Source organism: Anoxybacillus ayderensis (assembly GCF_000833605.1).
GTDB lineage: Bacteria > Bacillota > Bacilli > Bacillales > Anoxybacillaceae > Anoxybacillus > Anoxybacillus ayderensis.
In genome coordinates this window covers 87,828-104,344 of record NZ_JXTG01000003.1, presented here as the reverse complement: position 1 = coordinate 104,344, position 16,517 = coordinate 87,828, and the positions used below count along the sequence as shown (strand labels likewise).

The 16,517-nt window shown below is 43.5% G+C and carries 11 protein-coding genes; 8 read left to right on the top strand and 3 right to left on the bottom strand.

Annotated features, from left to right (window positions below):
• Positions 1-83: 83 nt before the first annotated feature.
• Positions 84-2,027: a putative bifunctional diguanylate cyclase/phosphodiesterase gene (locus JV16_RS04830; RefSeq protein ID WP_042534527.1), complete on the top strand. Its 1,944-nt coding sequence runs from the start codon at positions 84-86 to the stop codon at positions 2,025-2,027.
• Here the strand turns inward: JV16_RS04830 and JV16_RS04825 are convergent.
• A complete protein-coding gene (locus JV16_RS04825) occupies positions 2,024-2,548 on the bottom strand; it encodes a DUF2777 family protein (protein ID WP_420864982.1) in 525 nt (174 codons plus the stop codon). The two genes, JV16_RS04830 and JV16_RS04825, sit on opposite strands and share 4 nt — an antisense overlap.
• 121 nt (positions 2,549-2,669) lie before the next feature.
• Between JV16_RS04825 and asnB the strand changes: the two genes are divergently transcribed.
• Complete coding sequence (asnB, locus tag JV16_RS04820) at positions 2,670-4,520, top strand: asparagine synthase (glutamine-hydrolyzing) (protein WP_042534659.1); 1,851 nt, start codon at positions 2,670-2,672, stop codon at positions 4,518-4,520.
• A gap of 160 nt (positions 4,521-4,680) precedes the next feature.
• Here the strand turns inward: asnB and JV16_RS04815 are convergent, their stop codons facing one another.
• Positions 4,681-6,024, bottom strand: coding sequence for an MATE family efflux transporter (locus tag JV16_RS04815; RefSeq protein ID WP_084220262.1), 1,344 nt, complete (start codon positions 6,022-6,024; stop codon positions 4,681-4,683).
• Positions 6,025-6,146: 122 nt separating this feature from the next.
• Here JV16_RS04815 and JV16_RS04810 point away from each other — a divergent pair, with 122 nt between their 5' ends.
• Complete coding sequence (locus JV16_RS04810; protein WP_042534521.1) at positions 6,147-6,995, top strand: helix-turn-helix domain-containing protein; 849 nt, start codon at positions 6,147-6,149, stop codon at positions 6,993-6,995.
• Here the strand turns inward: JV16_RS04810 and JV16_RS04805 are convergent.
• Positions 6,979-8,742, bottom strand: coding sequence for an alpha-glycosidase (locus tag JV16_RS04805; protein ID WP_042534519.1), 1,764 nt, complete (start codon positions 8,740-8,742; stop codon positions 6,979-6,981). The two genes, JV16_RS04810 and JV16_RS04805, sit on opposite strands and share 17 nt — an antisense overlap.
• 276 nt (positions 8,743-9,018) lie before the next feature.
• Between JV16_RS04805 and JV16_RS04800 the strand changes: the two genes are divergently transcribed.
• The 5 genes from JV16_RS04800 (at position 9,019) to JV16_RS04780 (ending at position 16,512) form a co-directional block, all read left to right on the top strand.
• Positions 9,019-10,311 (top strand): extracellular solute-binding protein, encoded by a 1,293-nt coding sequence (locus JV16_RS04800; protein WP_042534517.1) that lies wholly within the window; start codon positions 9,019-9,021, stop codon positions 10,309-10,311.
• A 112-nt stretch (positions 10,312-10,423) separates the two neighbouring features.
• A complete protein-coding gene (locus JV16_RS04795) occupies positions 10,424-11,707 on the top strand; it encodes a carbohydrate ABC transporter permease (RefSeq protein ID WP_042534515.1) in 1,284 nt (427 codons plus the stop codon).
• A gap of 1 nt (position 11,708) precedes the next feature.
• Positions 11,709-12,551 (top strand): sugar ABC transporter permease, encoded by an 843-nt coding sequence (locus tag JV16_RS04790; RefSeq protein WP_042534513.1) that lies wholly within the window; start codon positions 11,709-11,711, stop codon positions 12,549-12,551.
• Positions 12,552-12,656: 105 nt separating this feature from the next.
• Entirely contained in the window at positions 12,657-14,171 is a 1,515-nt protein-coding gene (locus JV16_RS04785; protein ID WP_042534511.1) for an alpha-amylase family glycosyl hydrolase, read from the top strand.
• A 19-nt stretch (positions 14,172-14,190) separates the two neighbouring features.
• Positions 14,191-16,512, top strand: a complete 2,322-nt coding sequence (locus JV16_RS04780) for a glycoside hydrolase family 31 protein (RefSeq protein ID WP_042534509.1) — start codon at positions 14,191-14,193, stop codon at positions 16,510-16,512.
• The last annotated feature ends 5 nt before the right edge of the window (positions 16,513-16,517 follow it).

Genomic DNA, 16,517 nt, shown 5'->3' with positions numbered 1-16,517 from the left:
TTTCTACCATATGGAAATGTGCTATAATGAAATTAATTGATAATTCTAAAAATATAAAGAGAAAGAAAGAGTGGGAAAAGGGGATGAAATTATTTCAAACGGTTTGCCACACGTTTGCGGATTGGGAACGATGGGTGAGCGACTATCGTTTATATGAGTACGACCAGCTAACGATTTTTGTTTCTTCGCTTTCCCCTTCGTTTCGGATGCAAGTCGAACAGTACGTGCATCATCATTTGCCCCAAGCGCAGCTTTTTCCGATGATTGGGGATGCATCGGAACAAGCAGTCATTTGTGCCCTCGTTGTTGACGATTGTCGAGCGGATATGGACGAGATGCGTCAAAAAATGAAGCTATCGGAACAATATTACCGCTCTTTATTCGAGCATAATCCAGATATTGTATATTCCACCGATTTAGAAGGTAATTTTACAAGCGTCAATCCGGCGTTTGAACGAGTGTTCGGGTATAGGGCAGAAGAAATTTTGCATACAAACTCGCTTCATTACATTAAAAAAGAAGATATTCCGCGCGTGCGCCGCTATTTTTATCGCGCGTTAAAAGGGAAAGTGCAACAATACAATTTAGAAATTCCATCGAAATCAGGAGAAGTATATTTATTCCAAATTAAAAACGTTCCGATTATCGTTGACGGAAAAAAGGTTGGCATTTATGGCATCGGTCGCGACATTACTGAACAAAAGCGCGCGGAAGAGCATATGAAATATATCGCCTATCACGATGTCGATACGGGGCTACCGAACCGATTGAAATTTACAAACATCGTAAAACAAGCGATCGATCAAGCGAAAGAAACAGGTAATACGCTTGCTGTATTGTTTGTGGATATGGATCGTTTTAAAATCGTGAACGATACGATTGGGCATTACGGTGGGGATGAAATATTAAAACAAATAGCCGAACGAATAAAAAACGTATTGCCCCGAGGGGCTCATTTAGGTCGCTTCGGTGGGGATAAGTTTAGCCTGTTGTTTACTGAGCAAGCGAATGTAGACACGGTCGTTGAATGGACAAAAAAGCTGCTTCAACATATTGCGGCGCCGATTGTATATGAAGAAAAAGAGTTTTTTTTAACCGCAAGCGTTGGGATTAGTTTTTATCCAGCGGACGGTGTGGATGCCCAATCGCTATTAAAAAATGCGGATACAGCGGTGAATCGCGCGAAACAAACAGGCGGCAACGGCGTAAAATTGTACGCCACAAAAATGAACGAGCAAGTGATGTATCGCGTCGAGCTGGAGCGATATTTGCGAAAGGCACTTGAAAAAAACGAATGTTTTCTCGTCTATCAACCGATTATGGACTTAATGACAGGAAAAGTTATTGGTAGTGAAGCGTTGTTGCGCTGGAAACATCCGAAAATCGGCCTTGTTTCTCCGCTTGAGTTCATTCCGATTGCAGAAGAAATTGGCTTCATCCACGATCTTGGGCGATGGGTGCTTACTGAAGCATGCATGCAAACGAAAACATGGCACGATCTCGGCTTCGATTCATTCATCGTTTCTGTCAATGTTTCAGCGACGCAATTTCAACATCCGACGTTTTTTGAAGATGTGCAACAAGCGCTCAACGAGTCAAAACTTCCTGCACATTGTTTGCATTTGGAATTAACGGAAAGTTCGATGCTGCGCAACATGTATTACAGCATTCACGTCATGAAGCAGCTTCAACAGCTTGGCGTACATGTGTCGATTGATGATTTTGGCACAGGCTATTCATCGCTTAGCTATTTAAAGCATTTGCCGATTCGTACGTTGAAAATTGACCGATCGTTCATTTATCAACTTCATAAAGATCGTTCGGACATTGCGATCGTCAAATCGATTATTACGATGGGTCATGGTTTGCGTTTAAATGTTGTCGCAGAAGGTGTGGAAACGGCTGAACAAATGAAATTGTTGAAACGATTAAAATGTCATTATGCGCAAGGGTACGGCATTTTTAAACCTCTTCCTGCGGAACAATTTGAAAAACAAGTGTTGCAAGGAAGTAAATCTATCATTTAATGATCGAGTTGGACACCAATGATTTTTTTTCCCGTTTGCAACGTCAGCTCGAATCGATGTTGTTTGTCGTCAAAATAATGTTGCACGTTGCACATATCCAGTGAATTATCAAACATTAAAAAATTCACCCCTTTTTCAGCAAATAACATATAGTTATAACAATACAAACAATCGTATACGGAAAAGTTCCATTCGTTCATTAAATGAATAAAATGGAAAAACGCGTGGTCGGGTAGCTGGGAAAGCCATTGTTCGTATGCGTGCGACAACGGTTTGATGTAGCGAAGACGATCACCGTTTTTTAATGTATACCGTTCTGTCACATAAATGTCCCCATCTTCACTAAGCCATCCTTTTACCCATTGACCGAAGCGAAAAAGTTCAACCTCCTCAGGCAAACTTGTAAACTCATGTGCTTCATCGTCTTCGTCAAAAAACACCCATTCGCCGTTCACTTGTTCAACAACACCGTACACGTAAGCCCGTTTTTGTGTACGCAATGATGAGAGACGATCCATCATTATTTCCTCCTTCGTGTCAATTCCTTCCGTACGCCATTATAGACAACTCATCATTTATATAAACGGTGCATAAAATAAAAGCATGCTTCATACTTGTTCACAACAGAAGGGAATGATTGACGTGTGCGGAATTACCGGATGGGTTCATTTTGGGCGTCATTTACGCCAAGAAAAAGAAACGGTGCTGGCGATGGTCAATACGCTTTCGCTGCGGGGACCTGATGATACGAACGTATGGCTTGACGATCATGTCGCATTCGGACATAAGCGGCTTGTTGTTGTTGATCCAGCAGGTGGCGTGCAGCCGATGACGCGAATGAAAAACGGCTATCGTTATACGATTTGTTATAATGGGGAGCTATATAATACAGAAGATATTCGAACAGAGTTATTGAAAAAAGGATATACGTTTCAAGGGCATTCGGATACGGAAGTGTTGCTTACTGCTTACATGGAGTGGCGTGAACAATGTGTCGATCATCTGAACGGCATTTTTGCGTTTGCGGTATGGGACGATGAGCGAAAGCAATTGTTTTTAGCGCGCGATCGTTTAGGAGTCAAACCGTTATTTTACCGCTATGAACAAGGGGAGTTTTTATTCGCTTCAGAAATAAAAGCGATTTTGGCTCATCCAAACGTTCGCACTGAAATTGATCGCGAAAGTTTATGTGAAATTTTAGCGCTCGGTCCGTCGCGCACACCGGGGCATGGCGTGTTTCGAACCATTTATGAATTGCGCCCGGCTCATGCGATGATCGTTCAACAAAGCGGCGTGCGTCAATGGCGATATTGGAACGTAAAAAGCGCACCGCATGAGCATTCATTTGATGAAACGGTAGAACATATTCGGACGTTGCTAATCGATGCGATTACGCGACAACTCGTTTCCGATGTACCTGTTTGTACGTTTTTATCGGGTGGGGTGGATTCGAGTGCGATTACCGCGATTGCTGCGAAGGCGTTTGAACGTGAAGGAAAAGGATCACTTCATACGTATTCCATTGATTACGAAGAAAACGAACAATATTTTACAGCGAACGCATTTCAACCGAACAGTGACGGACCATGGATTAAACAAATGTCGGATGCGTTTCAAACCGTCCATCATACGTGCGTCATTTCTCAACAACAATTAGCCGATGATTTAAAAGCGGCAGTCGTTGCCCGTGATTTGCCGGGGATGGCGGATATTGATTCATCGCTTCTTTGGTTTTGCCGTCAAATCAAGCAACAATTTGTCGTTAGTTTGTCAGGTGAATGTGCAGACGAAATTTTTGGGGGGTATCCGTGGTTCCATAGAAAAGAAGATTTTGAGCGAGATGGATTTCCGTGGATGCGGTCGTTAGATGAGCGGTTCGATCTTCTCAATGAAACGTGGCGCGAAAAACTGCCGCTTCATGAGTATGCCGATATGCGTTATAAAGAAACGCTTCGTGAAGTTCCTCACGCAGACGGAGAAAGTGCGGAAGAAGCGCGCCGTCGCGAACTGTTTTATTTAAATATGATTTGGTTTATGACGACGTTGTTAGACCGGAAAGACCGAATGAGTATGGCGGCAAGTTTAGAAGTGCGCGTGCCGTTTGCTGACCATCGCCTCGTTGAGTATGTATGGAACATTCCGTGGGAGATGAAAATGTACAACAATCGTGAAAAAGGAATTTTACGCAAAGCGTTTGAAGGCATTTTACCAAATGACGTGTTGTATCGGAAAAAAAGTCCGTATCCGAAAACACATCATCCACGTTATACGGACATCGTGGCTGAACGGCTAGAGACGATTTTAACGAATCGCTCGTCCGTTTTATATGAATTGTTTGATCGAAAGAAGTTAAAGAAATTAGTGGAAACGAAAGGGCAATCGTTTCGCATTCCATGGTTCGGTCAACTCATGTCTGGTCCGCAGCTGTTAGCGTATTTCATTCAATTTCACGAATGGTTTGAGCATTATAACATTCGGTTAACAGACAGCTAAAAAAACGGCTGTCTTTTTTTCTGTATTTTTTTGTTCAATTTACGTCTGTCGAAAGAATGTAAGGAAATTTCAGCATTATATTTGGGGGCAATCCACGTGAGAGGTGGATCGCCAATGGTTGTCATTAGCGGGCAAAACGTCGCTAACCATTTGCTTGGCGTTAAGCTGTCGCTTCCTTTTTGACGAACGATTTTGTGCGCCATACGTTTGATTTCCAGCGCCAATAGACGAGCAAACCGCGCAGCCATTCGTCTGCTGTAAAGGCAAGCCAGACGCCGACTAAACCGAGATCGAACGAAATGCCAAGAATATAGGCGAGCGGGACGCTTACTCCCCACATCGATGCGATACCGATGTAGACAGGAAATTTTACATCGCCGGCCGCGCGTAAAGAGTTAATAATGACGAGATTAAAAGAACGCCCGGGCTCAAGAAGCATCGTAAGCAAAATGAGCGTCCCGCCTGTTTCAATCATCCGTTTGTTGCTTGTGAAAATGGAAAACAGTTGATCGGAAAAGACGGAAAACAACGCCGCAACAGCAAACGAAATGATGACAGCGAGCCGTAAGCTCCGCAAGCAACGGGTATACGCCTCATGAAACCGTTCCGCCCCAACGAGATGCCCGACGATAATTTGCGTCCCTTGCCCGATAGCGACGCTAAATAAAAAAATAAACATCATGATGTTTTGCGTATATACTCTTGTCGTTAACGCCTCTGTGCCAAGCATCGTAATGAAATAGGTGATGACAAGCTGCGACGTATTGTAAGCGACATGTTCACCTGCAGATGGAATGCCGATTTTTAATAGTTGTTTCACGTAAGCAAATGAAAGCGCCTCTTTTGACAAAAGCGGAAGCGGATGTGGGAGACGCTTCATGATGAGAAAAAATCCAATGACAAGACCGATGATACGGCTGATCGTCGTTGACCAAGCGACCCCTTCGACACCTAATACAGGTAAGCCAAACGGCCCAAACAAAACGAAATAGTTTCCAATGATGTTTAATATATTAACCCCGATCGTAATGTTCATCATGTCGCGCGTAAACCCGTAGCTGCGCAATATCGCCCCGAGCGTCATAATGAGCGCTTGCACAAACGAAAAGCCGCCGACAATCCACAAATAAGCGCGCGCATCAGCAATAAGTTCATTCGGGACGTTCATAAGGTGAAGAAGAGTGTCGCTTCCTGCCCAAAGGGCAACACTTAATACGACGCCAAATAGCATATTTGCCCAAATGGAAACAGCTCCGATGTAGGAAGCTGTTTTTTCATCATTTGCCCCAGCATATTGTGCAATTAAAATCGATGTTCCTGTTGCGATAAAGCCAAACATGACAACGACCATAAACAACAGTTGATTCGCTACCCCGACCGCAGCAACCGCTTCATCTGCATATTGGCTAAGCATAAACGTATCGGCGTTGCCCGTTAACATATGAAGCGTCAATTCAATAAAAATCGGCCAAGTGAGCGCAAATAAAGAAAGCTTTTTTGCCAAAGAAGACAACTCCTTTACGATTTCCGACTTGCAAACTGTTTTTAGTTTAATGGATTGTTATAATGGAAAAAAGGGAAAAAGACGATTACTTTTGTACATTTCCGACTGAAAGGAGGGGGCTTGTGTATATATCGTTTTCCGTTCCGCCGTTTCCTGTTTTTATTAAAGGGGGCGAGGCGATGTTTCGAAAAGGAATGAAACATTTTCGCCGCACGTTTTCTGTATTCGATTTTTTGTATGTGCAAAAAGGGACGCTATATATGACCGAACAAGATGAAACGTTCGTTGTCCGTGAAGGGGAATACGTCATTTTATGCCCGGGCTTTGAACATTATGGGCATGAGCCGTGCGATGAAGATACGCATTTTATTTGGATTCATTTTTCAATACCAAAATACGATCGTGTCGAAAAACAGCCGTACGGATGGGGTGATATTATTGAGAGAGAGGCTACATATGTCGATTATGCGCAATATCGCTTGTTTATCCCCCAATATGGAAAGTTGAAACAAGCGGGGATGGAGGCGATGCTTCAACACATTGTCCGCGAGCAACAAACGCCGGATCATTCGTTAACGCAACAGTTGTTATTCGCTCAATGGATCGTTCAACTGCAAAAACAAATGCTTCATATTCCGTCTGCTGCCGAGCATGTATGTGCCGCGGCGATGGAGTATATTCATCGTCATTACGGAGAGCCGTTTGACATGGGGCATCTCGCTCATGCGCTTCGCCTTCATCCAGACTACATTTCGCGTTGCATGCAAAAAACGATCGGCATGAGCGCGTTGCAATATGTAAACGATTATCGGCTAAAGATGGCAAAGAAAAAATTAGCCGCGACGAATGAGACGGTCGCGGCGATCGCAAAACAAGTCGGATTTGAAGATGGCGCGTATTTTTCGCGCGTATTTAAAAAAATGGAAGGGATGACACCAAGCGAATATCGTCGCTTTATTCAGCGGACGTAGCTTGTACGAGCAGCATTCGAAAGCCGTACGGCTCGATTGTCATCGTTTGCTCCGTCATTTGCTCGTTTGTCCAAAGGTTTGTGACCGTTTTGTCAGCAAGTGAAAACGGAACGGTCCATTCCAATGGGGCTTCCCCGTTGTTTAATACGCAAACAATCGTTTCGTCGTCATATGTTTTCACGTAAGCGATATGATTCGTTTCATCGTTTGTTTCTAACACATGAAACTCTCCGAAGCGCAAGGCACGATATTGTTTGCGCAATGAAATGAGCGTTTGCACGTGCGCAAATAAATCGCGGTCTTGCTTTTCCTTTTCCCATACCATACATTTTCGGCAAAGCGGGTCTTGACCGCCAGTTAGACCGATTTCGTCTCCGTAATATATGCATGGTGATCCGCTGAAAGAAAGTTGGAACGTAAACATAAGTTTCACTTTTTCTTTTTGTTCGTCGCATTGCGTGAGAATGCGCGGCGTGTCGTGGCTGCCGAGCAAATGAAAGGCAACTTCGTTTACGTTTTGCGGATAGTTATGCCATACGTGAACGATCGTGTTCGCAAATTCGCTCGCGCACACATGTCCTTTCGCGAAATAGTTCAGCGCCCCGTTTGTAAACGGATAGTTCATGACCGCATCAAATTGATCTCCTCGTAACCACGGCATCGCATCGTGCCAAATTTCACCGAGAATGTACACGTCCGGTTTGATCGCTTTTACCGCTTGGCGAAACTCGCGCCAAAATTGATGATCGACTTCATTCGCCACATCTAACCGCCATCCGTCAATGTCAAATTCGCGAATCCAATATGTTGCGACGTCTAATAAATATTGCTTCACTTCCGGGTTTTCTGTATTTAGCTTCGGCATTTCCGGCACGAACGCAAACGTATCGTAATTTGGAATTGGTTCGGTTTGAAGCGGAAAGTGACGAATATGGAACCAATCTTTATAGCGAGATGACTCCCCGTTTTTTAATACATCTTGAAACGGAGCGAAATAATAGCCGCTATGATTAAATACCGCATCGAGCATGACGCGAATGCCTTTTTCATGGCACGCCTCAACGAGCCGTTTAAACGTTTGTTTATCGCCAAATTGCGGGTCGATTTCAAAATAGTCGATCGTATCGTATTTATGGTTCGACGGGGCTTTAAAAATCGGCGTAAAATAAATGCCGTTAATGCCGAGCTCGACAAGATAGTCTAACCGTTCGATAATCCCTTCAAAATCGCCGCCAAAAAAGCTCGTTGTCGTCGGATCGACGCTTCCCCACGGGAGCGTATGTGGCGGATTTAATTTCGGATTGCCGTTGGCGAACCGTTCAGGGAAAATTTGATACCATACTGTATCCTTCACCCAGCTAGGTGCGTCAAAAACGTCGATGCGGTTTAAAAATGGAAAACAAAAATAGTATGCGGTATCGTCTGTTGGCGCTTTGTCATAAAAGCCTTTTTCCGTATAGACGAGCACGTTTTCCTCATCGTGCAATTCAAATCCGTAGCGCAAGCGGCGATACGGTGGTTGCATGGCGATAAACCAATAATCAAATAGGGCGTCACAACCGCTTTTTTGCATCGGTTGCTTATCAAATTGCCACGCGCCATCTTCCCATACGTACGGGTCGCCGAAAAGAAGAAAGACGGCATCGACATCATCTTTTTTTGTCCGTAAACGAATATGTAACGTTCGCTCATCGTATGCATAAGCAAACGCATCTTTTGGACGATGGTAAATCGCTTCTTTCAACATGTTTCACTCTCTCCTCTCTATTTCACGCGCAATCGATTGCGCTTTTTATCACATATTGAGGTGCTCTTGATGCGACCGTTTAAGGAAGCGCATACAATGCCTATGTCAAGCGTAAAATGAAAGACAGTAAAAAGTCAACATTCATTCAAAAAAAGATGAAAAAAATAGTTGTCAAAACGAAAAATGATTGTATAATGAAGATAAAGGTTGTGCAATCGTTTTCGCAAAAAAATGAAAGCGTTTGTACGTATTGCTTAAAACACAGGAGGGGTCGAAATGAAAAAGACGGTATCCATTTTTTCATCGCTTGCGTTGCTTGCAGGTGTGATGGCAGGTTGTGGTCCACAAGATGAGGCAAAGCCAAAAGAAAATGAAAATGAAGGAAAAACAGAAGTATCCGAAGACGGCATGCCGCCAAAACCAGAAAAGCTTGTCGTTTGGGAAGACGTCAAGCGTGGGGTGGCGTTAGAGCCAGCGATTAAAGCGTTCGAAGAAAAGTACGGCATTAAAGTGGAGTACAAAGAAGTTGAAATGGCGACAAAACAACGCGATCAACTTCGTTTAGATGGTCCAGCAGGCACAGGTCCTGACGTCATCACTGTTCCACATGACCAAATCGGTCAGCTCGTGACGGAAGGATTAATTCGCGAAATTAACGTCGATCAAGCGGTATTAGATACGTTTACAGAATCTTCAATTGCGGCGCAAATGTATGATGGAAAGTTATACGGACTTCCAAAAGCAGTAGAAACTCCTGTATTCATTTACAACAAAAAATTAATGGACAAAGCGCCTGAAACGATGGACGAATTGTATCAGTTCTCAAAAGAGTTCACAAAAGGCGATCAATACGGTTTCTTAGCGCTTTGGGATAACTTCTATTTCGCACATGGCGTTATCGCGGGTATGGGCGGTTACGTATTTAAAAACAATAACGGTGCGTTAGATCGCAACGATATTGGCTTAAATAACGAAGGGGCAGTAAAAGGAACAGAGTATATCCAAAAATGGTATAAAGAGTTGTTCCCGAAAGGTATTATCGGTGAAAACGGCGGTTCAGCGATGGACGGTTTATTTAACGAAGGAAAAGCAGCGTCTGTCATGAACGGTCCGTGGGCGTTCCAAGGTATGCGTGATGCAGGCATCGATATCGGTGTAGCGCCAATGCCAAAATTGCCAAACGGTGAGCCTGTAAAAACGTTTATGGGTGTAAAAGGTTGGCACGTATCTGCCTTCTCGAAACATCCGGAGTGGGCAACAAAACTTATTGAATTTATTACAAATGAAGAGAATGCGAAAAAACGCTTTGAGTTAACGCGCGAAATTCCGCCAGTGAAGTCGCTCATTAACGATCCGTTAATCGCAGAAGATGAAGGAGCAAAAGCTGTTGCGATCCAATCTCAATATGCGATTCCGATGCCAAACATTCCTGAAATGGCAGAAGTATGGGGACCAATGGCGACAGCGCTTCAACTTGTTGCAAACCAAAAAGCAGAGCCAAAACAAGCGCTTGATGAAGCTGTAAAAACAATTAAAACGAACATTGAAACGAACCATCCAAGCAAGTAAGTAACGAGCGGTACCTCTCTTGTAGAGGTACTGCTTCAACTTTCTTTTTTTTGTTTACTTATTCACATTCAAGTGCGCTCCTCGCCATCGTTTTAGAAAGGAGACAAAATCAATGGAAACACCAATGTATCAATCAAATCATCGGAAAATTGCCCTCGGTTTATCGCTCATTCCGGGATTTGGACAACTATATAATCGTCAATACGTCAAAGGCATTTCGTTTTTCATTTTAGCTGCTTCGTTTTTGATCGTTTTTAAAGATTTATTAAATATGGGATGGTGGGGCATCTTTACGCTCGGTGAAGTCGTCGGACGTGACCATTCCATTTTCTTGCTTGTTGAAGGAATTTTAGCCGTTATTATTTCCGTGTTTGGGCTCGGTTTTTATGCGTTTAACTTGCGCGATGCTTATAAAAATGGGCAAAAGCGTGATTTAGGGTTGAAAATTAGCTCGTTGCGCGAGCAATATCGCGCGCTCGTTGACAACGGCTTTCCATATTTAATGATTTCGCCAGGTTTTATTTTGCTCGTATTCGTTGTCATTTTCCCGATTATTTTCGTCGTCTTATTGGCGTTTACAAACTATGACTTATATCATTCCCCACCAGCTAAACTCGTTGACTGGGTAGGGTTTCAAAACTTCATTGATTTAGTGAAGCTCGATCTTTGGCGAAAAACGTTTATTAACGTCCTCGCTTGGACGATCGTTTGGACGTTTGGGGCAACGACGTTACAAATTGCGCTCGGTATTTTCTTAGCGATTATCGTAAACCAAAAAGATTTAAAAGGAAAAGCGATCATTCGGACGATTTTCATTTTACCTTGGGCTGTTCCGGCGTTCGTGACAATTCTCGTCTTTTCAGGCATGTTTAACGAATCGTTCGGGGTCATTAATAAAACGATTTTAGCATCGTTAGGCATCGGACCGATCGAGTGGATGACGGATCCGTTTTGGACGAAAGTTGCGCTCATTTTGATTCAAACGTGGCTCGGGTTCCCATTCGTCTTTGCGATGACAACAGGGGTATTGCAAGCCATTCCGAACGAATTGTACGAGGCGGCAACAGTCGATGGCGCTTCAAGCTGGCAAAAGTTTACGAAAATTACCCTTCCGCTCGTGTTGTATGCGACAGCGCCAATTTTAATTACGCAATATACGTTTAACTTCAACAACTTTAACATCATTTACTTATTTAATGGTGGCGGCCCTGCGGTATCCGGGCAAAATGCTGGTGCGACTGACATTTTAATTTCATGGATTTATCGTTTAACGATGACATCTGCGCAATATTCGAAAGCAGCGGCAATTACGTTATTGCTTTCACTCGTTGTCGTATCCGTTGCATTATGGCAATTTAGAAGAACAAAATCATTTAAAGAAGAGGATATGATGTAATATGGATATGAAAAGACAAAAACTCATTCGGCTGACGTTGTCGTATGCAGTCATTTTGGCGATGACGATCGTTATCGTCTATCCGCTTCTTTGGGTCGTTGGCTCGTCGTTTAACCCGGGACAAAGTTTGTCCGGTTCGAAAATGATTCCAGACAACGCCACGCTCGCTCATTATAAAAAGTTATTTGATACGTCACAAAGCGATTATCTCATTTGGTATTGGAACTCGTTAAAAATTTCAACGTTGACGATGATTTTTTCGGTTATTTTAGTCAGTTTAACAGCGTATTCGTTTTCGCGTTATCGGTTTATTGGACGCCAAAATGGGTTGATGACGTTTTTAATTTTGCAAATGATTCCAAACTTTGCGGCGCTCATTGCGATTTTCATTTTAGCGCTTTTAACGGGATTAGTTGATACGCATTTAGGGTTAATTCTCGTATACGTCGGTGGTGCCATTCCGATGAATACGTGGCTGATGAAAGGGTATTTAGATACGATTCCGAAAGAGCTTGATGAATCGGCGAAAATTGACGGAGCCGGGCATTTGCGCATTTTCTTCCAAATCGTTTTACCGCTTGCGAAGCCAATTATTGCGGTCGTGGCGCTCTTTACGTTTATTGCACCGTTTGGCGATTTCATTTTAGCGAGCGTTTTGCTGCGCAGCAAAGAAAAATATACGCTAGCGGTCGGATTGTACGATTTAGTGGCGAAGCAGTTCGGTAGCGAATTTACAACGTTTGCGGCAGGTTCGGTATTAATTGCTGTGCCGATCGCTATTCTCTTCCTTTCATTCCAAAAGTATTTCGTCTCTGGCTTAACGGCAGGTGGAACAAAAGGATGAGAAACGAAAGGAAAGAATCGTTTTGGTTCTTTCCTTTCTTACTATTTAGAGATATATTAACATAAGAACATAAGAAGCTTTGGAATGAATGGGGAGTGAAATGAAATGAAACGTGTATTTCGTGCGCTACTTATTTTTGTTTTGTTGTTGTCTGTGACGACGCCAGCGAGTGCGAAAACGGAGCGAACGTGGCAAGATGAACGCATTTATTTTATTATGGTCGACCGTTTTAATAACGGGAATCCGAAAAACGATTACGATGTAAATGTGCATGATCCGAAAGCATACCATGGCGGCGATTTACAAGGAATTATTGACAAGCTCGACTACATAAAAGGAATGGGTTTTACAGCGATTTGGCTGACGCCGATTTTTGCGAACGAAAAAGGCGGATATCACGGCTATTGGATTGAAGACTTTTATAAAGTAGAAGAGCATTTTGGAACGCTTGATGACTTCAAACGGCTTGTGAAAGAGGCGCATAAGCGCGATATGAAAGTCATTTTAGATTTCGTCGTCAACCATACAGGTTACAATCATCCGTGGCTAAATGATCCGGCGAAAAAAGATTGGTTTCATGAGAAAAAAGACATTTTTAATTGGGCGAATCAACAAGAAGTAGAGAACGGTTGGTTGTTCGGTCTCCCAGATTTAGCGCAAGAAAATCCGGAAGTGAAAGCGTATTTATTCGATGTCGCGAAATGGTGGATTAAAGAAACAGACGTTGACGGATATCGTTTAGATACGGTGAAGCATGTACCAAAATCGTTTTGGGACGAGTTTTCAAAAGAAGTGAAGTCGGTGAAACAAGACTTTTTCCTTCTTGGAGAAGTATGGCATGACGATCCGCGCTATGTCGCGGAATATGGGAAGCATGGCATCGATGCGTTAATTGACTTTCCGTTTTACAAAGAGGCGTCAACCATTTTTTCAAACGTCGATCAATCGATCGAGCCGCTTTACAACGTATGGAAGCGAAATGCGGCGTTTTATGATCGACCGTATTTGCTCGGAACGTTTTTAGATAATCACGATACCGTTCGGTTTACGCGTTTAGCGTTGCAAAATCGCATCAATCCGGTGACGCGTTTAAAGCTCGGATTGACGTATTTGTTTGCAGCGCCGGGCATGCCAATCATGTACTATGGAACAGAAATTGCGCTTGATGGCGGGGAAGATCCAGATAACCGTCGTTTAATGAATTTCCGTACCGATAAAGAGCTCGTTGACTATGTGACAAAGCTCGGGGAATTGCGTGAAAAACTTCCGTCGCTTCGTCGCGGTGATTTTGAATTGCTTTATGAAAAAGACGGCATGGCTCTGTTTAAACGGACGTATGAAAAGGAAACGACGGTAATTGCGATTAACAATACATCAAAAACGCAAAAAGTGACGCTCGACGATGAGCTAGAACAAGGAAAAGAATTGCGCGGGTTGCTGGCGGGAGATTTAGTGCGCAGCAAAGACGGCAAGTACGACATCATTTTAGATCGCGAAACGGCGGAAATTTACGTGCTTGCGCCAAAAACGGGCTTAAACATTCCGTTTATTGCGGCGCTTCTTGCGGTATATACGGCATTTGGTCTGTTTTTATACTTCGCACGTAAACGAAAAGCATAATGATGATGGGGGAGAGAGCATGTTAGAAGATACAAGTTTTGCGATTCGGCCGATTGATCAGACAGATGAAGCGGAAAGATGGCAACCGATTGGACATGTACAAAAAATTGAAGGAAAAAAGCAAATATTTGCATTTACGTGCGAGCGAGCATCGGGTAAAATACATTTTTATCGTGATGATATCGTTCGAGTGACGATCGATCCGTTCGATCAAAAGTACGTCTCTGTCAGTCCTGCGGTCGTCGCAACGCCAGAAAAAGTGGATGTGCACGTTCGGGAAGAAGAAAACGGTTGGACACTACAGACGAAACAGCTGACGGTCATCATCGAGCGAAGTCCGTTTCGTTTAGCGATATACGATCAGGAAGGGACGCTTCTTGTTCGCGACGTACAACCTGTATGTTTTGAAGCGAAAGGGCGCATGCGTTGTACACATGCGCTCGCTCCGACAGATGTCGTATACGGTTTAGGGGAGAAAACGGGTGTATTAAATAAGCGCGGGGCAGTATGGACGATGTGGAATACAGACGTATATGCGCCGCACAATTTAGAAACAGATCCGCTATATCAATCACATCCGTACATGATGGTGTTAAAAAACGGACATGCGCACGGCATCTTTTTTGACCATACGTATAAAACGACGTTTGATTTACGTCATGAATCGTTTTATACGTTTACATCAGATGGGGGAGCGCTCGATTATTATGTGTTTGCTGGACCGCATCCGAAAGATGTGTTAATGCAATATACGCACCTCATTGGTCGCATGCCGCTCCCGCCGAAATGGGCGCTTGGGTATCATCAATCGCGTTATAGTTATGAAACAGAACAAGAAGTGCGCGAATTAATTCATACGTTTCGCACGAAACAAATTCCACTTGATGCGGTATATTTAGATATTCATTATATGGATGAGTATCGCGTATTTACATTTGATCAAAAACGATTTCCACATCCGCAATCGCTCGTTCAATATGCAAAAGAACAGGGGGTTCATATCGTTCCGATTGTCGATCCGGGCGTGAAAGTCGATGCAGAATACGAAACGTATCGCAATGGAGTGCAAAAAGATTATTTTTGTAAATATGCAGATGGAACGTTATACAAAGGAGACGTTTGGCCAGGGACGAGCGTGTTCCCAGACTTTTTAAAGAAAAAAGTGCGAAAGTGGTGGGGTGAACAACACTCGTTTTATACAAACATCGGCATAGAAGGAATTTGGAACGATATGAATGAGCCGTCTGTGTTTAACGAGACGAAAACGATCGATGAACAAGTTGTTCATGATGGCTGGAAAACGCATCGCCAAGTGCATAACGTATATGGCATGATGATGACAGAGGCGACATATTACGGATTGAAAAAGCAATTGAAAGGAAAACGTCCGTTTGTATTGACGCGCGCGGGATTTTCCGGCATTCATCGCTATGCGGCGGTATGGACGGGCGATAACCGCAGTTTTTGGGAACATGTTGAGCTTTCGTTGCCGATGTGTTTAAACTTAGGCGTGTCCGCTGTTGCGTTTTGCGGGGCGGATGTCGGTGGCTTTGCGCATGATACGAATGGGGAGCTGCTCGTTCGCTGGACGCAAGTCGGCGCTTTTTTCCCATATTTTCGCAACCATTGTGCGATCGGTTTTGCGCGGCAAGAACCGTGGGCATTTGGGGAAACATACGAACAAATCATTAAACGATATATTGAATTGCGTTATGAATGGCTTCCTCATTTGTATACGTTATGTTTTGAAGCAAATCAAACAGGTGTGCCGATGATGCGTCCGCTCATGATGGAATATCCGAACGATGAAGAAACATGGAATATATCGGATCAGTTTATGATCGGCGAACAAGTGATGGTCGCACCGATCGTTCGCCCATATACGAAACATCGCATCGTTTATTTTCCAGAAGGACGCTGGATCGATTATTGGACGAAAGAGCGATTTGAAGGTGGAAGAAGGTATATCGTTGAAGCGCCGCTTGATCGTTTACCGATATATGTGAAGGAAGGGGCAATGATTGCTCACGCTAAAGCGAAGCTATCGACGTTCATTAAGGATGAACAGTTGACATTATATGTGTATACAATGAAGGAAGGGACATCGACATATACGCTTTATGATGATGACGGTACGACGTTTGCATATGAAAAAGGAGAGTATGTACACATGCATATTCGTGCGACGTTTTTGGATGATACCGTTTATTTCGAAGTAGAAACAGAAGGGGCGTACGAACCAACTTGGCAGTTGCGTGTCGTGTTCGTTGGAGACGTACCGTCAACGGTCGTTGTCAACGGTGAACAACGGGCGATAGAGGAAGCGTCAATTGTTTTGTAAGAGAT